Below are 20613 nucleotides of genomic sequence, written 5' to 3'. Positions count from 1 at the left end.
CGATGGATTTTCGAGTATTGGACGTATCGGTGCAGCTCATTTAGCGTTCGCCGCATGACGGACAACACGACGCGACGCGCGATTCTCAGCGGCTCGACCTTCGAGGAACAGATCGGCTACGCCCGGGCGGTGGTGCACGGCGACGCGGTGTACGTCTCCGGGACCACCGGATTCGACTACCGGACGATGACGATCGCCGAGGGCGTGGTGGACCAGGCCGAACAGTGCCTGCGCAACATCGGCGAGGCCCTGGCCGAGGCCGGCTGCACCTTCGCCGACGTGGTCCGGGTGCGCTACCTGCTGCCGCGCCGCGAGGACTTCGAACCCTGCTGGCCGGTGCTGCGCCGGTACTTCGGCGACGTCCGCCCGGCGGCGACGATGCTGGTGTGCGGGCTCTCGGACCCCCGGATGCGGATCGAGATCGAGGTCGACGCGCGGGTGCGGTAGGGCCGTGGCTGTCCTCTTCGGGCAAGATCGAACACTTTCTGTCGGGGCGTGGCATCCGCGCCCGGCCGGACGGCGGAACCGTCACCATGGCTCGGCGACGGTCGCTCGACCGTCCCTGTGTGGCCTGTGTGGCAGAGGAGTTCGGGATGACGACGGAAACGACCATCGCGACGCGGCTCGGGATCGAGCCGGGCATGGTGGTCCTGGAGATCGGCTTCGACGAGGACGTTGACATGGATCTCCGCGACGCGGTGGCCGAGTCGGCGGGGAACGACCTCGTCGAGGACGCCGACGAGGTCGCCGACATGGCCCTGGTGTGGTTCCGCGAGGAGGACGGGGACCTGGTCGACGCCCTGGTCGACGCCAGCACCCCGCTGGCGGCGGGCGGCGTCATCTGGCTGCTGACCCCGAAGGTCGGCCGTTCGAGCTACGTGGAGCCCTCGGACATCGCCGAGTCCGGCACCGCCGCGGGGCTCCTGCGCTCGTCCAGCCTGAACGCGTCGCCCGACTGGGCCGGCACCAGGCTCGTGCTGCCCAAGGCGTAGCCGCACCTCGGCTCCTGCGGCCCCCGCCCGGACTCCCGGGCGGGGGCCGCGCCGTTGGTGAACGTCCGTCAGGGCGGCGTCGCGGGGGCTGTGGCGGCGGGGGCCGGGAGCTGTGGGGGGTGGTGGTGCTGGAGGACGGGATAGATCCAGGCGATCAGCGCGAGCAGGAGGGTGAGGGGGAGGACGGTGTAGGCGGTGGCGGCAACCGGACAGTGCGCGGCGCGCGGGGTCTCGTCAGGCGGCGACATCGCCGGCGCTTCCGGGGGCGGACTCGGCGTCGGGGAGGTCGAGTTCGGCCCACACCGTCTTGCCGTTGGGGTGCCGGGGCAGCGTGCCCCAGCGGTCGGCGAGCGCGTCGACGAGGGTGAGCCCGCGCCCCGACTGCGCGTCCGCCGAGCAGGCGGACGTCGGCAGGACCGGCCGGCGGTCCCCCCGACAGTCCGACAGTTCGATGCGGAGCACGGTGGTGCGCGACCGGCGCACAGAGGTGAGCGCGAGGTTCAGCTCGAACCCGCGCCCCGGTGTGCGCCCGTGCGTGGAGGCGTTCGCGGCCAGTTCGCCGACGATGAGCAGCGCGGAGTGAAACGCCTCCGGGCAAAGGGAGTTGAGCTTCCAGGAGGTGAGCTCCTGCCTGGCGATCCGGCGGCCGATCGCCGCCCCTTTGGGGGTGGAGGAGAGGAGCGCGGTGTGGGCGCGCGGCTCGCCGTCGTCGAGGGGAATTTCGGACTTCATGGGGAAAAGCCTGCCCCCCCGGGCTTACGCTGACGATGCATCTCGTGGACACGGTACGTGTCTGTGTGTGCGCGGAAAGTGCCGTGTGACGACGGTCGGGCGTGACCGGGAATAGGGGAGGCCGTTATGGCTGAGGTTCGAGGCGGCGGAGCGAGCGGCGATGCGCGACCGGAGCTGGAGGAGGACCTCTCGGAGGTGTCGGACTTCCTCAAGGCGATCGGCAAGCAGATCAAGATCCTGCGCGAGCGGGCGGGCCTGACGCAGAAGGAGTTCGCCAAGCAGGTCGGGTACACGGAGAGCTTGATCGGCGCCGTGGAGCAGGGGAAGCGGACGCCGCAGCGGGAGCTGCTGGAGGCGTCGGAGAGGGTGCTCGACGCCGGCGGGCTGCTGATCGTCACGGCGGATGACATCGAGAAGGCGAAGGCCAAGGCGCGCGTGCGGCATCCTGCATGGTTCCGGAACTACGCAGGGCTGGAAGCCGAGGCGGTGGAGATCCACGAGTACAGCACCTTGGTGATTCCCGGCTTGTTGCAGACGGAGGCGCATGCGCGGGCGCTCTACGGCATGCGTCAACCGCTGCTGCCCGAGGAGGTGATCGAGCAGCGCGTTTCTGCTCGAATGGCCCGGCAGGAGGTTCTGACCCGTTGGCCTCGGGCGATCTTCAGCTGGGTGATCGACGAGAGCGTGCTGCATCGTCCACTGGGGGATGAGAAGGTGCACATCGCTCAGCTGGAGCAACTTCTGACAGTGGGACGGATGCGTGGCATGACCTTGCAGGTCATGCCGATGGCTCGCTCGGAGAACCCGGGGATGGCTGGCCCGTTTACGCTTATCACCCCCAAGGGGCGACCCCAGAACGGCTACGTTGAGATCCAGCAAAGTAGTCGACTGGTCACGGACCCCGAGGAAGTCCGTATCATGAACGCGCGATACGGCACCCTCAGGGCGCAGGCGCACACTCCAAAGGAGTCGCTCGCCTTGATCGAGAAGACGCTGGGAGAACGATGAGTAGCGAACTGGAATGGTTCAAGAGCAGCTACAGCAGCAACGAAGGGGGGCAGTGCGTCGAGGTTGCCGAGGCGACATCGGCCGTCCTCGTCCGTGACTCGAAGGACAAGTCCGGCCCCCACCTCACCTTCTCGCCGGCGGCCTGGGAGGCCTTCGTCGAGTTCGCCCAGTCGGTCTGACGACCAGTCTCCCCGCCGAGCACCCCACGGCCGTCCGTCATCGCGCGGACGGCCGTTCTCTGTGTGGGTGCGGTGCCCGCGTTGTACGGGTCGTGCCGTAGCCGCCGTCGGCTCCGCTCCTTATCCTGAACGCGCGCTACGACGGCCTCACTTCAGGGAGAGAGAGCGATGAGCAGCGATCTGGTGTGGTTCAAGAGCAGTCACAGCAGCAATGAGGGCGGGGCCTGCGTGGAGATCGCCTGGCGGAAGAGCAGCTACTGCGGCGACGCGGGCGGCGATTGCGTCGAGGTCGCCGAGTCGATGGCCGCCGTCCTCGTCCGTGACTCCAAGGACAAGTCCGGCCCCCACCTCGCCTTCTCCCCGTCCGCCTGGCAGTCCTTCGTCGACTTCGCCCGCTCGGCCTGACCCACTCGGCGACCGGCCACTCGACGTGGCCGGTCGCCGCTGCGATCACGCACCTGGGGCCGTCCTACCACTGGACGATCGCCACGCCACCTCGGCCGGCGTTCCCGACCGTGGGGCCCGTCACGATCAGTGCCGCCAAGACCGCCGCGAGCGCGGCCCTGTCACCGTTGTTCTCGCACCCTGTCCAGGACCTCCCGGGCTGCGGGTACGTGCGTGTGCGGGGTCAGGCGTCCGGCGAGCATGGTGATCCGTTTGGCGACCCGGTCGGAGGTCACGCCCGCGGACAGGTCGATCACCCGGATGGTCTCGGCGGAGGCTTCCTCGATCTCTCCGGCATCGAGGAGGGCGGCGGCCAGCCACGAGCGGTAGAGCGCGGTTTCGCGGGCGTGTTCGTGGTCGTAGGTTCCGATGACCGCCTGCAGGATCGGGACCGCGCGCAGGGGGCGGTGGAGTTCGGTCCAGACCCGCCCCTGCATCACCAGGGACTCGGCCCTGCAGACCCAGTACAGCCAGTCCGGCTCTTCCCCGGCGTCCGGCTGGTGGGCGTCGTGGGCGTCCTCGACACGGCCGAGGGCGGCGGCGGCTTCGCGTTCGCGGCCGGCCACGCAGGCCGCCCAGGCGGCCCGGTCCCAGATCATCGCGCGTTCGCGGGCGCCGGCGTACGGCGCGGCGCCGACGGCCGCCGAGCGGGTCAGGACGACGCCGTTCTCGGGGCTGCCGGTGGAGGCCAGCAGGTATCCGAGTCCGCCGAGGTTCAGGCCGCCGAGGCCGCGGTGGCCGGCGGCCTCGGCGGCGTGGACCCCGACTGTGTAGGCGCGCTGGGCCTGCTGGTTCAGTCCGGCGTCGGCGGCGACCCAGCCGACCAGCTGGGCCTGCTCGGCGGCGAGTTCGAGGAGCCGGCGTCCGGTCTGCTCGGTGTAGGAGGCTTCGCGCAACAGGTGGACGGTCGCGCGGAGCTCGCCCGTCACCTGGGCGATCAGGTCGAGGCCGCCGAGGTAGTCGTCCATTCTGCGCAGGGTGTTGGTGCGGGTGCGGACTTCGGTGATGAGGGAGTCGCCGACGCGGCGGCCGGCGCGCTGGTGGAGGATCTGCGGGGGTTCGCTGATCAGCCAGGCGTGCGCGAGCTGCCTGACGGTGTCGGGTTCCACCGGGCCTGAGGCGTCCAGCATGGCCAGCAGCGTATCCGCCTGGGGCCGGTCGAAGACAGCCTCCGGCAGGCCGATCGGTGGGTTCTCGCAGGTGTGTGCCGGGGCGGTCCTGGCGGTCGGCGGGCGAAGGAGCGCTGCCGCGTCGGCGGGGATCTTCAGGACGTGCAGGATGTGCGGGAGCCAGGCCTTGGGTGCGTGCCGGCCGGTCTCCCACTTGTAGATCAGCGCGCCGTCGCAGGTGGTGAGGCCCGCTCGGGTGTTCAGCTTCTCGGCGAGCTCCGGCCTGCTCCAGCCGATTTCCAGGCGGCGGTTCCAGATGGTCTGACCGAATTCGAATGCGCCGGCTGTGACCACGGATCTCCCTTCCCCGTGCGTGGGAATGACCCTTGCACAGAACGTGCCACCCGCGCCGGTGATTCGGAGAGTTTTCCCCTGGTCGCGCTGAGGCCGGCCAGCGCCTTTGTGCGTGCATAGCCGGTTGCATAGCGGCGTGCACTTCCCGGGCCGATCGGGCGGCGCGTAGTTTTCCCGTCGGCGGGCCGGACGGCCGCCGAAGTCTCACCTGAGAGGGAGCTGATCATGGGTCAGTCGAAGTCCCAGCTCGCCGCCGGAGCGGTGTCCGGCGTGGAGGACGAGCAGGTCATCGACGTCTCGGGCGTCGTGCGCATCGAGGACGTCGAGAACGAGGAGTAGTCCTCACAGCCGCGTCCGCGCTTCGGCGCGGCCCGGGGGCAACGGGTGCTGGGGCGCCCGTTGCGCCCGGGACCGATCGGGTGGGAGTGCTCAGTGCCGCGATTGACGGAACTCACCCTCCTGAAATCGCCACCGGGGACTCCCGCCCTTTCCGGAATGGAGGGTTTCGGAATTGATTCACGCATTTGTCGGGCCGACTCTTGATCGGGACGACCTTGCGGCGGGAACGCCCTCGATCGGTGTGCATCCCCCCGCCCGGCACGGTGATCTGCGCGATCCGGCCATCGGGGACGGGGACACGGTGGTGCTCATCGACGGGCTCTACCACCAGGCACCCGCCCTGCGGCACAAGGAGATCCTGGCCGCGATGGGCCGCGGGGTGTCGGTGGTGGGCGCGGCCAGCATCGGCGCGCTGCGGGCCGCGGAGCTGCGGCCGTTCGGGATGATCGGGGTCGGGGCCGTCTTCCGCGCCTACGCTAGCGGCGAGATCGACGGCGACGACGAGGTCGCCGTCGGCCAGGAGCCGGGCGGCCGGCAGCGGGCGCTGACCTGGCCGCTGGTGAACGTGCGTCACGCCCTGCGACTCGCCCAGGACGAGGGCATCGCGGACGCGCGGACCTGCGCTCGGCTGCTGGAGCCGCTGCGAGCGGTGTACTACCCGCAGCGGTCGACGGCGGCGGTGCTGGCGGTACTGCGCCGCGAAGGCGCCGCGCACCTCGGCGAGTGGCTGCGGGAGCGGCGGGCCGATGACCCGCACTTCGGGGACCTGAAGCGCCTCGACGCGATGAAGGCGATCGAAGCGGCGGTGTCCGGCGCCCTGCCGCCACAGCCCGGCCGGGCGCCGGCCGGGCTGTGGGACACCGGCTACCACCGCCGGTGGGTGAACGAGGCCGTGTCCGAGGACGTCGACGGGTTCACCCTGGCCACCGCGGACCGTCTCGCCTACCAGCAGCTGTTCGACCCTGGCTTCCCCGGGCGGTGGGCGGCCTGGCTGGAGCACCGCTCGCAGCAGCCCGGCGACGGGCCGGGGGTGCCGCTCGCCGAGCGCATGGCCCGCCTGGCGGGCGACGGCGACGGGGTGCCGCCGGTGTACGCGGTGTTGCGCCCGGTGCTCGACCTGACCGACCGGCAGACGGTGGGGCTGCTGCTGGCCGGTGAGACGGCCGCCGACCGGGCCGCGATCGCCCGCTACGCGGCCCGCAACGCCGAGGTGACCCGCGCCCACCCGGGTTTCCGCCCGGAGGCCGTGGTGGACGGCGCGGCACGCCGGGTGTTGCTTCAGCTGTGGCAGCCCGGGCCCGAAGACCTGGACGGCGAGGCGCTGCCCCGGGGCCTTGGCAGCGGTCAGCACGCCGTCGAGGCGCTGAAGACGTTCCTGCTGGGGTTCCTCGCCGACGCGCGAGCGGCCCGTCCCGCGGAGGTGGCCGATGCCCGCTGACCGGATCGAGCTGGAGGGCACCGTGCGGGCCCGGACGTCGGAGGAGACGTGGGCCCTGCTGGCCGAGCGGCTGCCCGAGTTCGGGATCACCCGGGTGGCGCGGCTGACCGGCCTGGACTACCTGCAACTGCCCGTGTGGACGGCGATCCGGCCGGCCGCGCAGACGTTGTCCGCGTCGCAGGGCAAGGGCGCCACCGACACGCTGGCCCGGATCTCCGCCGTGATGGAGGCGATCGAGCTGTGGCACGTCGAGCAGCCGATGCCCGTCGTGCTGCACGGCCCGGCCCGCGAGATCGAGCCGCCGTACGACCTCGCGGAGCTGGCGCCCCGACTACGGCACCCGGGGCTGGACCGGGTGGCGCTGGACTGGACGACGGGCACCGCCCTGGGCTCGGGAAGCACGGTGCCGGTGCCGCTCGACCTGATCCGCAGGAGAGCACGCCGGCCGGACTGGGAGCCCGACCTGTTCCGGGTGACCAGCAACGGGCTGGCCTGCGGCAACACCCTCCACGAGGCCACGCTGCACGCGCTGTTCGAGGTGGTGGAGCGCGACGCCCTGTTCACCGACGAGATCGAGGCCGGCGGGCGGCGCACGCTCGTCGACCCGATCTCTGTCGAGGACCCGTACTGCCGGTCGATGATCGACCGGGTGCTCGCCGCGCACGCGGTCCTGGAGCTGGTGTTCGTCGCCAACGCCTACCGGGTACCGGTATGCCTCGCCTACCTGTGGACGGAGGACTACCCGCTGACGTTCGCCGGGGCCGGCTGCCACACCGATCCGCGCATCGCGCTCTCGCGGGCCCTGACCGAGGCCGCCCAGTCCCGGCTGACCTGCATCGCCGGCACCCGCGACGACCTGCCCGGCCACGAACCGGCCTTCGACACCGAACCGCCCCGCCCCGCTCCCGCGGGTGAGCTGTCCGACTTCACCGCCCTGACCGCCCCCTACGAGACAGTGGCCGGCACCTTCGCCGACCAGGTCGACCGGCTCGCCGAGCGCATCACCCGCGTCACCGGCCACCAGCCGGTGCGTGTCGACCTCTCGGCGCCCGGCGAGCCGTTCGCCGCGGTGAAGGTCGTCGCCCCGGGAACCCGCTCGCGCATCCGCCGCTCCGTCCCCCGCTGACATCCCCCGGACCCCGAGGAGCCATCGCCGTGCCCGCACCCCCGCCCGCCCTCTCGCCCGACGAGGCCGCGCTCCAGCGCGGCTACAACGCCCTGCACGCCGCCCGGACCGGCACCGACCTTGTGGCGCGGCTCTACGCGCTCGCGATGGGCGACGCCTACCCGGCCGAGATCGCCGCGTCCAGCTCCTGCGACTGGCCGCTGGTGGCGGCGATGGTCGACCGGCTGCGTCTGCAACCGGGGCAGCACCTGGTCGACCTCGCGTGCGGAACCGGCGGCGCCGGCCTGTGGCTGGCCCGCGCGCTGACGGTCCGCCTGGACGGCATCGACATCTCCGACACGGCGATCGCCCTCGCCACCGCCCGCCGCGAGGCCTTCGCCCTGCCCGACCGCGCCCGCTTCACCGTCGCCGCCCTTCAGGCCACCGGCCTGCCCGACGCCCACGCCCACGCGGTGATCTGCGTCGACGCCTTCAGCCGCGCCACCGACCGCTCTGGGGCGCTCGCCGAGCTCCACCGCATTCTGCGGCCGGGCGGGCGTGCCGTCCTCACCCGCGCGCTGCGGCGCGAGGCCGAACCCGGCTGGACCGAGCAGGTCCAGCGCGCCGGGCTCGGCGTCGACCACGTCGAGGAGCGGCGCCACGAACCGCGGATGTGGGCCCGCCTCTACCGGCTGTGGCAGGACCACGAGGATGAGCTCCGCCGGGCGCTCGGCGACGCCCAGGCCGAGAACATGCTCGCCGAGGCGGCCAGGACCCTGCCCACGCTGGACGGCCGCCGGGCCGTCGCCCTCACCCTGAGACGGTCGCCGGCCTGACCGGGCGGGCAGGCGGCCCGCTGCCGGTAGGCTGCCCCCACCCGCTCAGCCGGGAGACGGACCACCACGAGGGGAACACGATGACGACGGCGGCAGTGCTCTCGGCGGGCTCCTGGGGCACCGTGTTCGCATCCGTGCTCGCCGACGCCGGTACCGACGTCACCCTCCACGCCCGGCGCGCCGAGATCGCCGACGCGATCAACGAGCGCCACCAGAACCCCGGCTACCTGCCGGGCATCGACCTGCCCGAGCAACTGAAGGCCACCACCGACATCGAGCAGGCCCTGACCGGCGCGGACTTCGTGGTGGTGTCGGTGCCGGCGCAGGCCATGCGCGCCGGCCTCACCGCCTGGGCGCCGCTGCTCGGCCCGGACACCGTGCTGGTCAGCCTCATGAAGGGCATCGAGCTCGACTCCGGGCTGCGGATGAGCGAGGTGATCGCCGAGGTCGCCGGCGTCGGCCCCGAACGCGTCGCGGTGGTCAGCGGGCCCAACCTGGCCCGGGAGATCGCCAACCGGCAGCCCGCCGCGAGCGTGGTCGCCTGCACCGACGAGCAGGTCGCCCAGCGCCTGCAGGCCGCCTGCCACACCCCGTACTTCCGTCCCTACACCAACCACGACGTCATCGGCTGCGAGCTCGGCGGAGCGGCGAAGAACGTCATCGCCCTCGCGGTGGGCATCGCGGTCGGTATGGGGCTCGGCAACAACGCGCAGTCCCTGCTCATCACCCGGGGCCTGGCGGAGACCTCCCGCCTCGGTGTCGCGCTCGGCGCCGACCCGCACACCTTCTCCGGCCTGGCCGGTATGGGCGACCTGGTCGCCACCTGCGCCTCCCCGCTCTCGCGCAACCGCTCCTTCGGCGAACACCTCGGCCGCGGACAGTCCGTCACCGAGGCCGCCGCCGCGATCAGCCAGACCTCCGAGGGCGTCAAGACCTCGGAGGCGATCCTCGCCCTCGCCCGCCGCCACGGCGTGGAGATGCCCATCACCGAGACCGTCGTCCAGTTCCTGCGCGGCGAAGTCGACTTGGGCAAGGCGACCGCCCTGCTGATGGAGCGACCCACCAAGCCGGAACGGCACACCCGCACGCGCTGACCCCGCACGCGCTGACCCCGCACCCGTAGCGGGCAGGCGGCGCGGGTACCGGGGCCGGCCAACCCCGAACACCGACACTCCAAGGGGCACCCATGCACTTCGGAGCGCTGATCCCCGCCGCCGAGACCGCCGCTACCGCCGGCCTGGCCGCCTGGATGGCCGTCGCCGGATTCTGGCGCCGACCCGCCGGCCAACTGCTGAGCTGGACGATGTTCTGCTACGCGACTTTCACGATCGTCTCCCTGCGCGGCACCCGGGCCGGACGGACGCAGGACGTCAACATCTACGACGTCATCCCCCCGGGCAGCTTCTTCGTCCCGCCCGCCCAGCTCGCGCTGATCCTCGAATTCCTCACCAGCACCGGCACCTTCGAGGGCCTGGAGGGCGAAGGCCGTGTGCTGTCCCGCCACGGCGAGCGCCCCATCACGGTGAGGAACGGCCGTGTGGCTCCTTGACGCCCTCGCCGCCGGCTTCCGGCACCCGACCGACGAAGCCCGGCTGCAGTACTTCCGGATCGTCCTCGGCCTCGCCCTGACGGTCCGCTTCCTCCTCTCCCTCGACCACAGCGGCTGGAACCGCTTCGCACCCGGCACCTACAGCACCTTCGCGCTGACAAAACGAATCGGCGAGCAGCGGTTCCACCGCCTCGCCCGCGCCTACAAGCCGGTCCTCGCCGCCCGCCCCGTAGCCGCGCTCGCCCTGGCCACCGGCGTCCTGCCCCGGCTGTCCGCGCTGCTGGTCATCGCCGCGCTCGCCTTCGAACTCACCTACGCGAAGAGCCCGAACACCCTGCGCTTCGCGATTCTCATGACCGGCACCCTGGTCCTCGCCGGCGCCCTCGGCACCGGCCTGCCCGAACACCGGATGAGCACGCACAACACCTGGGCCCAGGCGTTGTGCGTGCTCGTCACCACCGACCTGTACTGGGGCAGCGCCTGGTCCAAAGCCCGCTCGGCACAGTTCCGCTCCGGCCTCTACCTCGCCCAATGGGTCCACGTGTTCACCCAGGTCAAGGACCGGCTCCCGCGCGGGGAGCACTTCATCCCGGGCGTCGTCCGCCGGCACCTGGGCACCCTGTCCGAGCGAAGTGTCCGTGCCTGGCGGCTGGTGGCGGTCACCGTCATCGCCCTGGAGGTCCTGCTCCCGCCCGCCCTGCTGATCGAGCGGACGAGAACAGCCGCGATCGTCGTCGGCATCGCCATGCACGTGGGGTTCTCCTGCCTCAAGCCCCGCCAGCTGATCGCCTTCAGCTCGATCACGCTCGCCGGCTACATCCTGTTCGCCGCGACGTGACAGGCCATCCACGCCCTCGGCCATGGCCGCAGCTCCGGCGCTCGGCCTGACCTCTCAGGGGTTACGGCAGTGCCGCGAACGCCTCCCGGTGGTCGCGTGCCCACTGCTCGAACGTGCCCGCCGGTCGGCCGAGCACCCGCGCCAGTGCGGCGGTGCTGGCAGCTGCCAGGGCGGGGCAGCCTTCCTCGGGCCCGAGACGTTCCTGTGGATCGTCTTCCACCCTGCGGCCCGCACACCGGGACGTCTTCCCCTCAGGTGTGACGGTCCAACTGGGCTGTCCGGGCAGGCGCTAGCGTGGACCGGACGACGTCCGCGAACTGACCGGCGGCGCCCAGGGCTCGCAGCAGATCAACGAACTGGTGCGGGACACCCTTCCGTGGCTCCTCTCGCGGGCGAACGTGATCCATCAGTGCGGGCCCGCGAACCTCGACGCCCTCAGCGCGACGGTGCACGCCCTGCGGCCGGACCTGGCCGCCCGCTACCACCTGACCGGCTACGTCGGCCCCGAGCTCCCCGACGTGCTGGCGCTGGCCGACGTCGTCCTGTCCCGCAGCGGCGCCGGAACGATCGCCGAGCTCACCGCCCTGGGCAAGGCCGCCGTGCTCGTGCCGCTCGCGACGTCGGCCGGCAACGAGCAGGCCGAGAACGCGATGCACCTGCACCGGCGACGCGCAGCGGTGGCGCTGACCGGAGAGGTCAACGCCACCATGCTGCAAGACGCGATCGGGCCGCTCCTCGCCGACCCCGGGCTGCGGGGACAGATCGCCTACCAGGCCCGGCAGATGGGCCGCCCCGACGCTGCCGAGCGACTGGTCGACGTGCTGCTTTCCGCCGCCTCCGCCTGATCAGCAGGCCTGGGGCGTCGGTGTCCGATGTGCAGGGCTGTTGCCAAGGCATACGGTCAGGGCCTTGCGCATCACGGTCCTCCTGCCGATGTGAGGGCCTGTTCGAGTGAGTTCACCACGCGGTCGATGTCGGGGGCGGTGAGGTGCTGGTGGAACGGCAGGCTCAGGATCTCCTCGCTGACCTTCTCGGTGACCGGCAGCGGCCGGTGCCAGGGCTTGAAGGCTGCCTGGAGGTGGTTGGGCGGGTAGTGGACGCCCACCGCGATGCCCCGGGTCTTCATCAGCCGGAACACGTCCTCGCGGTGCGGCACCCGGACCACGCACAGGTGCGGCATCGTGCGGGTCACGTCCACGTCCACCAGCTCCACCGCCGGGATGCCGCGCAGCGCGTCGCGGTAGGCGACCCACAGCTCCCGACGGGTCGTCTCCGTCTCGGCGAAGCGGCGCAGCTGCGCGAGGCCGATGGCGGCGTTGATGGAGGACATCTGGTAGCGCAGCCCGAAACCCTCCACGCTGTAGCTGGTGATGGCCTGGCGTTCGGCCTGGGACTGCACTACACCGAGCATCCGCACGCCGCGTAGGAAGTCGGCCTCGCCGGGGTTGCGCGGGATGACCATGCCGCCCTGACCACAGGTGAGGTTCTTGATGGGCCCGAACGAGAAGCACGTCAGGGCCCCGGTCGCGCCGACGCGCCGGTGGTTCAGGTGCGAGCCGAAGGCGTGCGCCGCGTCCTCGATCACGGCGATGCCGCGCTCGTGGAGGGTGTCGTAGGCCGCGCCCAGATCCACGGCCCGGCCGCCGTACAGCACCGGCAGCACTGCCTGAGTGCGGTCGGTCACGGCGGCCATGACCGTGGCGGCCTCCACGCACAGGGTGTCGGGGTTGACCTCAACGAAGCGGGGGACCGCGTCCACGGCACGGATGGCCTGGATGGTGGCGCAGAACGTCATGGACGGCACGATCACCTCGTCCCCCGCTCCGACCCCGGCGGCCAGCAGGGCGCAGTGCAGCGCGGCCGTGCCGGAGGCGGTGGCCACGGCGTCCGGGACACCGAGGAAGCGGGCGACCTCCTGCTCGAACTGCTCGGTGACGGCGGTGTGCCCGTACTGGCCGTCGGCCAGGACGCGCCCCACGGCCTCCAGTTCCGTCCCGTACAGGTACGGGCTGGCGTTGCGTGCGGCGTCGGGCCGCGGCGGGGTGGTCACGATGCCTCCCGGGTCGGTCGGATGATCGGTCGGAGCAGTGAGATGGCCTTGTCCAGGGCCTCGGACACGTCTGCGGGCGACGGTCCGGCGGCGGTGATCATGCCGATCTTGTGGCCGGCCTGGTCGTGCGGGTGCACGGGGTCTCCGGGCTGGGCGTACAGCTCGATGCCCGTGACACCGGGGATGTTGCGGGCTTCGTCGACCCCCTCCCAGGTGGCGAGTTCGCCTTCCACGTCGAGGGGGGAGCCGAGCAGTTCCACCCCGGCGTGCGCGTTGCGTGTCGGCCTCAGATAGGCGTCGAACGGCTCACCGAGCGCGAGTGCGATGAGCGCGCCCACGACGTTGACGCCGTAGGCGGCCTCGTGCAGGCGCGGGATGCTGTCCCCGCTCAGGCGCGGGTTGGCTTCGACGATGCGGCCCTGGCCGTCCTCGCCGAGGACGAGGTCGAAGTTCGCGGGCCCGTCGACGATGCCCAGCGCGGCGCACAGCCGGACGGCGATGTCCTCAAGGTGGCGGTGCTCCTGCGGGGAGAGCTGCGCCGTGCCGATGCGCCGGACGACGCTCCTGCCGGCCACAAGGTGCTGGTCCTTGATGCAGGTCATGACTGGCGTGCCGTCGCGGAGGAACAGGTCGATGGTCAACTGTCGCCCGTGGACGTATTCCTCGGCGATCACGGTCCGAGAGGCGGAGTAGGCGCGCGAACGGGCGATGGCGGCGGGGAGGCTGTCCGGGTGGGTGACGCGGGTGACACCCTTGCTGCCTGATCCGTCCACCGGCTTGACCATGAGCGGGAATCGCAACTCTGCCGCCTTCGCGGCGACCTCGCTCGGGTCGTCTGACGCGGCCCACCCGTACCCGGCGACACCGCAGGACGCGACGACCCTGTGAAAGGCGGCCTTGTCGAGACCCGCCAAGGCCGCCTCCGGGTACACGTAGGGCATGCCGTAGCGCAGGCCCAGGACACGCCAGGTGAGCAGCGCGGCGTCGGTCGCGCCGACCACGATCCCGGCGGGCCGCGTGTCGCCCAGCGCTTCGGCGATGGCGCCCGCGTCCCGGGTGGAGACCTTCATGGCCGCATCGGCGAAGGGGAACGCGGGGGCGTCCGACCGCCTATCGACAGCGATGGTCGGGATTCCTCGGCGTCCCGCCTCCTGGTAGAGAGGGATGTGCTCCTCCGATGCGCCGAGCACGAGCAGCGCGTTCTGTGGCAACTGGTTACCGGACACGGTCACGCTCCGGGCTCGGGGCCGTGATGTGGGCGGCGGGGAGCGGGTGCTGCGGGTTGCGGGCCTGCGGGGCCCAGCGGTCCAGGTGGTGCTGGTACCAGGCGACGGTCTCGGCGAGACCGTCATCGAGAGAGCGGCACGGCCGGTAGCCGAGCTGCTCGGCCTTGGCGCAGTCCATCGCGTACCGCAGGTCGTTCGCGGTCCGATCCGGGACGTAGACCACGCGGCTCCAGTCCGCGTCGCAGGCGCGCAGCAGCAGCGCCGTCAGCGCCCGGTTCGTCAGATCCGTCCCGAGGCCGAGGTTGTAGGCCTCGCCGGGCATGCCGTCGCGCAGCACGAGCTCGACGCCGGCGCAGTTGTCCTCGACGTGCAGCCAGTTCCGCACGTGCTGACCCTGCCCGTGAACGGTGACCTTTTCGCCCCGCATCAGGGCGGAGATGAACCGGGGGATCACCTTCTCCGGGTGCTGACCGGGCCCGTAGTTGTTCGAGGAGCGGGTGACGCACACCGGCAGCCCGAACGTGACCGCGTACGACAGGGCGACCAGGTCCGACGCGGCCTTGCTCGCGGCGTAGGGGACCGTCGGGCGCAGCGGCGCGTCCTCGGTCGCAGCACCGTCCAGGAGCGGCCCGTAGACCTCGTCGGTGGACACGTGGACGAACTTGGACACCTCGGCCTTGGCCGCGGCCTCCAGGAGCCGCTGGGTGCCCAGCACGTTCGTCGCCGCGAACGCCCCGGCGTCGGCGAGACTGTGGTCGACGTGGGACTCGGCGGCGAAGTGCACGACCGCGGTGTGCCGGGCCATCAGGTCGGTGACGAGCGTGGTGTCGAGGATGTTGCCGCGGACGAACGTGAGCTTCGGTGAGTCGAGCGCCGAACCCAGGTTGTCCAGGTTGCCCGCGTACGTGAGGGCGTCGAGGACGGTGATCCGCTCGACATCGTCGGCGGCAAGCATCCGCTTGACGAAGTGGGATCCGATGAAACCGGCGCCGCCGGTGACGAGCAGCTGGCGCATGCGCGCCTCCATTCCGGGGGACGGCCGCCCTGCCCTGTCGCGAGGAGCGGTCCGACCGGCTTCCAGAACACTCCTGGAAGGGTGGTGCCCGGCAGGCACACAGAGGGGGCCCACAAATCACAGAAGCGGTAACGATGTTGCTGCCTGTGGGCCTACCCTCGAAGCCCGGCCACCGGCAGGCAGGAGACCCCTCATGGCGCCGGCACCACGCAGGACCCGCGAACCGAACCACCGCCTCGGCGCGCTCCTGGCCGCGAGCGGCCGCAGCCGCAAGGGCCTCGCGCAGCGGGTGAACGAGCTCTCCGAGCAGCGCGGTCAGCCGCGCGCATACACCCATACGAGTGTCGGCAACTGGGTGGACAAGGGCATGATCCCCGACGCCCCGGCGCCCGAGCTCATCGCCGTTGCGCTGGGAGAACGCCTCGGACGGCCTGTCACCCTCACGGAGATAGGCATGGCTGGCCTCCCCGCTGACCCGGCCGCGGTGGGGTTGGATTTCCCCAGAGACCCCGGCGACGCCGTGCGCAACGCCGCGAACTTCTGGAGCACCGTGCACCGACGCGACTTCATCGGCGGCGCGTTCGCCGTCGCTGCCTACACCACCCCGGTCACCCGCTGGCTGGTCCAGCCCTCCGCGCCGCTCCCTGGGCACCGTGGCAGCCTCCAGGTCGGCCGCGCGGACCTGGTGGAGCTGTGGCAGGCCGCGAGCGAGGCCCGCTCCTGGGACTCGAAGTACGGCGGCGGCAGCTGGCGCTCCAGCAGCGTCGCGGACTGCCTCCGGCACCGCGCGAGCCCGTTGCTGGTCGGTACCTACCCGGAGAAGATCGGCGCCGAGCTGTACTGCGTGACCGCCGAGCTCGCCCGGGTCGTCGGCTGGGCCGCGCTGGACATGGGCCAGCACGACGCCGCGCAGCGGCACTTCATCCAGGCCCTCGCGCTCGCCCGCGCGGCCGGCGACACCGAGGTCGGCAGCCACGTGATGTCCACGATGGCGCTGCAGGCCATGCTGCGCGGCTACCCGAGCGAGGCCATCGACATGGTCCAGGGCGGCTACGAGCGCGCGAAGGGGTCGGCGAGCCCGCGGGTGCTGGCGTTCGCGAAGATGGTCGAGGCCCGGGCACACGGCCGGTCACGGGATCCGCGGGCGGCGTCGCGCGCCCTGTCGGAGGCGGAGGCGCTCCTCGGCCGTGCACGGCCCGGCGACGATCCGGAGTGGATCAGCTACATGAGCCACACCCGGCTCGCATCGGATGCGGTCGAGGTGTGGCGGGACCTCGGCAACCCGAGGGCGGCGTTCACGTGGAACCGGCACGCCGACGCGATGCCTGAGGGCTCGTTCGCCCGCTCGGTCGGGCTGCGCCTCACGGTGCTCGGGACGGTGCACCTGCAGGGCGGCAGCCTTGAGGAAGGCGTCGCGATGGGGCACCGGGCGGTCGACATCCTCGCGCGGGTGCAGTCGACGCGGGCGCGGGACTACGTGCGGGACTACACGACGGAGTTGCGGCGCTGGCCGAAGGAGCCGGCGGTTCGGGACCTGCTGCAGCGGGCACGCACGGAGCTCGCCATGGCCAGCTGAGCGGCCATCTCGACCTCTTCGCGCCGGTTGCTGGAAATCTCCCCGCCCTTGCCGTGGTAGATCACCGCGTTCGCGCGGTTCCATGCCTCCACCACGTTCAGGCCCTCCTCGATCTCGCGCTGCAGGGCGCGGTCGCGCAGGTAGCGGGCGGTTCCGTAAGCGTGGATCGCCAGCATCAGCCGCTCGGCCAGCACCTCCTCCGGCAGCGTCCGCGAGCCAGCCACCGAGGTGATCGCCTTCAAGCAGCCGGTGCGCAGGATCGCCTCCTTGAGCATGTCGATCAGCGGCACCGCGCTCCAGCGGCGCCCCACCTCGGCCTAGAGCAGCAGCGCGAAGCCCACCCTGGTCCCGCCGCGTTTCCCCGCGACCAGGTCCGCCTCGTCATCGAGCACCGTCCAGTGCTCCACCAGCTCGTCCATGCCCACCGGCTGCCGCCCCATGGCCCCGCATCATGCAGGACAACCCCAGGCCAACGCGGACAAACGACCAAAGATCACCCGGATTTGGGGCTGGTGACACGGTCGTTAACGGCACCCCGACTTCGCCCGCTCGGCCTGACCTCTCAGGGGTTACGGCACTGCGGCGAACGCCTCCCGGTGGTCGCGTGCCCACTGCTCGAACGTGCCCGCCGGTCGGCCGAGCACCCGTGGCACGTGGTCGGCGACGTAGGCCGCACCGCCGGCGCGCGCCCAGCCGATGCCGGTGACCATCCCGGCCGGGAACCGGTCGAGCGCATGCGTGTCGGTGATCTTGACCGGCCGTTCCAGCACGCGCTCCAGGACCGCCGCCTGGTCGGCGAACGTCAGCAGCTCCGGCCCGGTCAGGTCGTACCGCTGTCCGTCGTGCGCATCGCCGGTCATGGCGGCGACGGCGACCGCGGCCACGTCCCTCGGGTCGACGACGGCCTGCCGGGAGTCGCCGGCCAGGTTCGGGATCGGCTCTCCGGCCTGGATCAGCGCCCGGTGCCACAGGAGGTTCGAGGCGAAGCTCGGCGGGCGGAGCATCGTCCACGCGAGCCCGCTTTCCTCGATCGCCTCCTCCGCGGCGAGGTGCCACGCGCCGACGGTCGCCCCGTCGAACCGCTCGCCGGTGCCGATGGCGGACAGCTTGACGATCTTCCGGACGCCCGCCGCCCGCGCGGCCGTGAGCAGGGCGATGTCGTGGTCCGCGGTCGGCACGGGGGGCACGGTGACGAGGAAGACCGTGTCGACGCAGGCCACCGCGCGCGCCAGCGACGCCGGGTCGTCGAAGTCGGCCCGCACCCCTGCGGGCCGCTCGCGGCGGGACATCGCCCGGAACGGCACGCCCCGTTCGGTGAGCAGACGGACGACGTGACTACCGATGGTGCCGGTGGCACCGGTAACGAGGATCATGTCCCGACGATCGCATCGCTCTCACGCCGCGTGATAGGAAGTTTCGGCACTATCGTGGGCCGCGTGAGCTCTCTCGTCGTGCCGCCCGCCCTGCTGCGTTGGGTCGCCGGGATCGATGTCGCCACGGCGACCGGTTCGGCGGCGGTCGACGTGCCCGATCACGCCACCACCCTTCTCCTGCGCGGTGACAAGCGGGAGTTGATCGTCATGGGCCCCCGCACCCGGGCCGCCTATCACGTCGGCGCGCCCGACCAGTCGTGCGTGCGGGTCCGCCTGCGGCCGGGTCGTGCCCAAGCCCTGCTCGGCCGTCCGCTGCGTGATCTCACCGACCGGGTCCTGACGCTCCGCGAACTACCGGGCCTGGACGTCGACCGGTTCGCCGCCGATCCGATCGCCGCTCTCGAAGAGGCGTTGGCCGATCGGCCGGAGCCTCCGGAGCGGCCCGAAGCGGCGGCACGCCTCCTGGCCGGTGCCACGGTCGCCACGACCGCGGCCCGGTTGCACCTCAGTGAGCGCCGCCTGCACGCCCTGTTCACCGCCGGCACCGGCTTGTCCCCCAAGCAGTTCGCACGCATCGACCGCGTTCGCACCGTGCTCGCGGCCGATGCCGGCCGCTGGTCGGACATCGCCGCGACGGCGGGGTACTACGACCAGTCCCACATGACGGCCGAGTTCCGCCACTTCATGGGCGTCCCGCCGGCCGCGTTCACCGCGGGGCGGCGTCCCGCCGCGACGGTGTGCACCGCCTGAACTCGCGTGACGGGTCAGCACCTTCTTCCCTCTGATCGCGATTCCCTGCGTCCTCGGGCTGCTCAGCCGGCCCAGGAGGTAGGCCGCGCGGGGCTCTGTCACTCGTTCGAGTGATTGGGAGAAGGGCTGGCCCCGAGTCGTGGATCTTGCGTCAAGACTGACGACGCACCGTCAGATGCCTATTTCCACGATCTTGGAGGACACGCATGTGTCCGGAGACCTGAGCGCCGACTCGACGGCCCTGGCCTGGGGCGCCGGCCGCACGGGCCAGCTCGGCAACGGCACCACCGCCGACGCCCTCTCCCCGGTGGGCGTGACCGGCCTGCCCGCAGCCGACGTGGCGAAGCTCGCCGCGGGCGGGGCCGGCTCCGCGGACGGCTTCGCGCTCGCCCTGGACCAGAACGGCGGCGTGAAGTCCTGGGGCCACAACTCCAGCGGCCAGCTGGGCAACGGTGGCAACACCAACCAGCCTGTACCGACGGCGGTCTCCCGGCTCGCCGACATCAAGGACATCGCGGCCGGCGGCAGGCACGGGCTCGCTCTCGACAGCGCCGGCCAGGTCTACGTGTGGGGCGACAACGCCTACGGCCAGCTCGGCAACAACCGCAGCGGCGACTCGCGCACCGTCGCGGACCGGGTCCAGGGCGCGTCGAAGGTCAAGCAGATCGCCGCCGGCCTGGACTTCAGCCTTGCTCTGGCGGAGGACGGCAAGGGCTACACCGCCATCACCACCAGCCTCGGCGGCAACACCACCTACGCCCACTGACCCCCGCCGGCGGTACCGCCGAGGGGCGGTGCCGCCGACACGGACCTGAGTCGGCGCGGTCAGGAGGCCGTCGCCACGGTGTAGGTCAGGACCACGCAGCCGCCGTCCCCGGCCGAGCCCGCCTTGGCCGATTCCTGGTGCGGGGTGGGATCGCCGTGGTTCCCGCCACCTTCACCTCCGTATCCACCAGCGCCGGCACCTCGACAGGTGTCGGGGTACGCGGCGGGTGCGCCGAAATTGCCGCCGACCCCCGTATGGTTGCGGGAGCCGTCCGCGCCGCGCTCGCCGTTGTGGCCCGAGACGCGCTTCACGTCCGTGCCCTCGCACCGGCTGTCCGTCGCGGAGCCGCCCGTTCCGTGGCCGCCGCCGTCGCCGCTGCCGAAAACTCCGGACTGCTCGCCGCCCCACGCCCAGCCGCCGTTCGCGGCGTAGGCCACCTTCGTGGTGCCGCCCTGGGGGACGTGGACCACGCTGGGGGAGCCGTTCTCTCCGATGGCGCCGTTGCTCCTCCAGCCTCCGTTGCCTCCAGCGCCGCCCTTGCCGACGTCGATGGTGATCTTCTCTCCGCCCTTGACGGCGAAGGAGCACATCACCGCGGCACTGCTGCCCCCGCCGCCACCGCCGCCGCCACTCAGTGACCCGCCGCTGTTGCCGCCGCCACCGCCGCCGCCACCCCCGCCGCCCAGGGCCAGGAGCTGGATGCTGTGAACGCCCTCCGGGACGGTGAAGGAGGTGCGGCCGGGGGAATCGAACGTCTCGGTGTGCGTCGCGGGCGCGGCGGCGGCGACGCCGGGCGAGAGCAGTGAGGTGACCGTGGCGGCCGAGGCGGCGGCGCAAGCCAGGCTCCAGAGCTTCTTCATGAAACCATCTTTCGTGAGCTGCATGGGCCGCGGGTGGGACACCGCGGCCGTAGTCCGAACGAAGTCCGGCCACG

The 20613-nt window shown here is 71.9% G+C and carries 24 protein-coding genes and 1 pseudogene; 15 read left to right on the top strand and 10 right to left on the bottom strand.

Going from position 1 to position 20613, the window contains the following annotated elements:
- The first annotated feature begins 54 nt into the window (after window positions 1-54).
- The gene (locus ACFP3U_RS04895) at window positions 55-447 is read left to right on the top strand and encodes a RidA family protein (protein WP_380223911.1); all 393 of its coding nucleotides are present in this window, start codon (window positions 55-57) and stop codon (window positions 445-447) included.
- Between the two features lie 146 nt (window positions 448-593).
- The gene (locus tag ACFP3U_RS04890) at window positions 594-992 is read left to right on the top strand and encodes a DUF3052 domain-containing protein (protein WP_380223910.1); all 399 of its coding nucleotides are present in this window, start codon (window positions 594-596) and stop codon (window positions 990-992) included.
- A 68-nt stretch (window positions 993-1060) separates the two neighbouring features.
- On the opposite strand, the gene ACFP3U_RS04885 is transcribed toward ACFP3U_RS04890, so the two are convergent.
- Window positions 1061-1240: a hypothetical protein gene (locus ACFP3U_RS04885; RefSeq protein ID WP_380223909.1), complete on the bottom strand. Its 180-nt coding sequence runs from the start codon at window positions 1238-1240 to the stop codon at window positions 1061-1063.
- Entirely contained in the window at window positions 1227-1724 is a 498-nt protein-coding gene (locus tag ACFP3U_RS04880) for an ATP-binding protein (protein WP_380223908.1), read from the bottom strand. Before ACFP3U_RS04880 ends, ACFP3U_RS04885 begins: the two co-directional genes overlap by 14 nt.
- 126 nt (window positions 1725-1850) lie before the next feature.
- Here ACFP3U_RS04880 and ACFP3U_RS04875 point away from each other — a divergent pair, with 126 nt between their 5' ends.
- From ACFP3U_RS04875 to ACFP3U_RS04865, 3 genes are all read left to right on the top strand, one after another.
- A complete protein-coding gene (locus ACFP3U_RS04875; protein ID WP_380223907.1) occupies window positions 1851-2732 on the top strand; it encodes a helix-turn-helix domain-containing protein in 882 nt (293 codons plus the stop codon).
- Entirely contained in the window at window positions 2729-2911 is a 183-nt protein-coding gene (locus ACFP3U_RS04870; RefSeq protein WP_380223906.1) for a DUF397 domain-containing protein, read from the top strand. The genes ACFP3U_RS04875 and ACFP3U_RS04870 overlap by 4 nt, the downstream gene beginning before the upstream one ends.
- A gap of 168 nt (window positions 2912-3079) precedes the next feature.
- On the top strand, window positions 3080-3316 hold the full coding sequence (locus ACFP3U_RS04865) for a DUF397 domain-containing protein (RefSeq protein WP_380223905.1): 237 nt from the start codon (window positions 3080-3082) through the stop codon (window positions 3314-3316).
- 161 nt (window positions 3317-3477) lie between these two features.
- Here the strand turns inward: ACFP3U_RS04865 and ACFP3U_RS04860 are convergent, their stop codons facing one another.
- Window positions 3478-4818: a transcriptional regulator gene (locus tag ACFP3U_RS04860; RefSeq protein WP_380223904.1), complete on the bottom strand. Its 1341-nt coding sequence runs from the start codon at window positions 4816-4818 to the stop codon at window positions 3478-3480.
- A gap of 580 nt (window positions 4819-5398) precedes the next feature.
- Here ACFP3U_RS04860 and ACFP3U_RS04855 point away from each other — a divergent pair.
- From ACFP3U_RS04855 to ACFP3U_RS04825, 7 genes and pseudogenes are all read left to right on the top strand, one after another.
- On the top strand, window positions 5399-6595 hold the full coding sequence (locus ACFP3U_RS04855) for a TfuA-like protein (RefSeq protein ID WP_380223903.1): 1197 nt from the start codon (window positions 5399-5401) through the stop codon (window positions 6593-6595).
- Window positions 6585-7721, top strand: coding sequence for a YcaO-like family protein (locus ACFP3U_RS04850; RefSeq protein WP_380223902.1), 1137 nt, complete (start codon window positions 6585-6587; stop codon window positions 7719-7721). Before ACFP3U_RS04855 ends, ACFP3U_RS04850 begins: the two co-directional genes overlap by 11 nt.
- Window positions 7722-7750: 29 nt before the next feature.
- Window positions 7751-8536 (top strand): class I SAM-dependent methyltransferase, encoded by a 786-nt coding sequence (locus tag ACFP3U_RS04845; RefSeq protein ID WP_380223901.1) that lies wholly within the window; start codon window positions 7751-7753, stop codon window positions 8534-8536.
- 80 nt (window positions 8537-8616) lie between these two features.
- Complete coding sequence (locus ACFP3U_RS04840) at window positions 8617-9630, top strand: NAD(P)H-dependent glycerol-3-phosphate dehydrogenase (protein WP_380223900.1); 1014 nt, start codon at window positions 8617-8619, stop codon at window positions 9628-9630.
- Window positions 9631-9722: 92 nt separating this feature from the next.
- Window positions 9723-10085 (top strand): hypothetical protein, encoded by a 363-nt coding sequence (locus tag ACFP3U_RS04835; protein ID WP_380223899.1) that lies wholly within the window; start codon window positions 9723-9725, stop codon window positions 10083-10085.
- On the top strand, window positions 10072-10923 hold the full coding sequence (locus tag ACFP3U_RS04830; protein WP_380223898.1) for a hypothetical protein: 852 nt from the start codon (window positions 10072-10074) through the stop codon (window positions 10921-10923). Before ACFP3U_RS04835 ends, ACFP3U_RS04830 begins: the two co-directional genes overlap by 14 nt.
- Before the next feature lie 317 nt (window positions 10924-11240).
- Window positions 11241-11768 (top strand): annotated as a pseudogene (locus tag ACFP3U_RS04825) (UDP-N-acetylglucosamine--N-acetylmuramyl-(pentapeptide) pyrophosphoryl-undecaprenol N-acetylglucosamine transferase); the annotation flags it as partial.
- Window positions 11769-11839: 71 nt separating this feature from the next.
- Here ACFP3U_RS04825 and ACFP3U_RS04820 read toward each other — a convergent pair.
- The 3 genes from ACFP3U_RS04820 to ACFP3U_RS04810 are packed head-to-tail and all read right to left on the bottom strand — an operon-like array spanning window position 11840 to window position 15214.
- A complete protein-coding gene (locus ACFP3U_RS04820; RefSeq protein ID WP_380223897.1) occupies window positions 11840-12973 on the bottom strand; it encodes a DegT/DnrJ/EryC1/StrS family aminotransferase in 1134 nt (377 codons plus the stop codon).
- A complete protein-coding gene (locus ACFP3U_RS04815) occupies window positions 12970-14199 on the bottom strand; it encodes an ATP-grasp domain-containing protein (protein WP_380223896.1) in 1230 nt (409 codons plus the stop codon). The genes ACFP3U_RS04820 and ACFP3U_RS04815 overlap by 4 nt, the downstream gene beginning before the upstream one ends.
- Entirely contained in the window at window positions 14189-15214 is a 1026-nt protein-coding gene (locus tag ACFP3U_RS04810; RefSeq protein ID WP_380223895.1) for a dTDP-glucose 4,6-dehydratase, read from the bottom strand. The genes ACFP3U_RS04815 and ACFP3U_RS04810 overlap by 11 nt, the downstream gene beginning before the upstream one ends.
- A 193-nt stretch (window positions 15215-15407) precedes the next feature.
- On the opposite strand from ACFP3U_RS04810, the gene ACFP3U_RS04805 reads away from it, so the two are divergent.
- Entirely contained in the window at window positions 15408-16790 is a 1383-nt protein-coding gene (locus ACFP3U_RS04805) for a sporulation protein (RefSeq protein WP_380223894.1), read from the top strand.
- Here the strand turns inward: ACFP3U_RS04805 and ACFP3U_RS04800 are convergent.
- The 3 genes from ACFP3U_RS04800 to ACFP3U_RS04790 all read right to left on the bottom strand — a co-directional run bounded on the left by ACFP3U_RS04800 (window position 16700) and on the right by ACFP3U_RS04790 (window position 18163).
- The gene (locus ACFP3U_RS04800; RefSeq protein WP_380223893.1) at window positions 16700-17080 is read right to left on the bottom strand and encodes a Tn3 family transposase; all 381 of its coding nucleotides are present in this window, start codon (window positions 17078-17080) and stop codon (window positions 16700-16702) included. The two genes, ACFP3U_RS04805 and ACFP3U_RS04800, sit on opposite strands and share 91 nt — an antisense overlap.
- Before the next feature lie 27 nt (window positions 17081-17107).
- Window positions 17108-17230, bottom strand: a complete 123-nt coding sequence (locus tag ACFP3U_RS04795; protein ID WP_380223892.1) for a hypothetical protein — start codon at window positions 17228-17230, stop codon at window positions 17108-17110.
- A 129-nt stretch (window positions 17231-17359) separates the two neighbouring features.
- Entirely contained in the window at window positions 17360-18163 is an 804-nt protein-coding gene (locus ACFP3U_RS04790) for an NAD(P)H-binding protein (RefSeq protein ID WP_380223891.1), read from the bottom strand.
- Between ACFP3U_RS04790 and ACFP3U_RS04785 the strand changes: the two genes are divergently transcribed.
- Window positions 18122-18913, top strand: coding sequence for a helix-turn-helix domain-containing protein (locus ACFP3U_RS04785; protein WP_380223890.1), 792 nt, complete (start codon window positions 18122-18124; stop codon window positions 18911-18913). The two genes, ACFP3U_RS04790 and ACFP3U_RS04785, sit on opposite strands and share 42 nt — an antisense overlap.
- 208 nt (window positions 18914-19121) lie before the next feature.
- The gene (locus ACFP3U_RS04780) at window positions 19122-19679 is read left to right on the top strand and encodes an RCC1 domain-containing protein (RefSeq protein ID WP_380223889.1); all 558 of its coding nucleotides are present in this window, start codon (window positions 19122-19124) and stop codon (window positions 19677-19679) included.
- Window positions 19680-19738: 59 nt separating this feature from the next.
- On the opposite strand, the gene ACFP3U_RS04775 is transcribed toward ACFP3U_RS04780, so the two are convergent.
- Window positions 19739-20539, bottom strand: a complete 801-nt coding sequence (locus ACFP3U_RS04775; protein WP_380223887.1) for a glycine-rich domain-containing protein — start codon at window positions 20537-20539, stop codon at window positions 19739-19741.
- Window positions 20540-20613: the final 74 nt, after the last annotated feature.

It is taken from the genome of Kitasatospora misakiensis (genome assembly GCF_042656005.1).
Classification (GTDB): domain Bacteria; phylum Actinomycetota; class Actinomycetes; order Streptomycetales; family Streptomycetaceae; genus Kitasatospora; species Kitasatospora misakiensis.
Note: the sequence above shows the minus strand (reverse complement) of the source record. Positions and strands in the feature narration are given on the sequence as shown.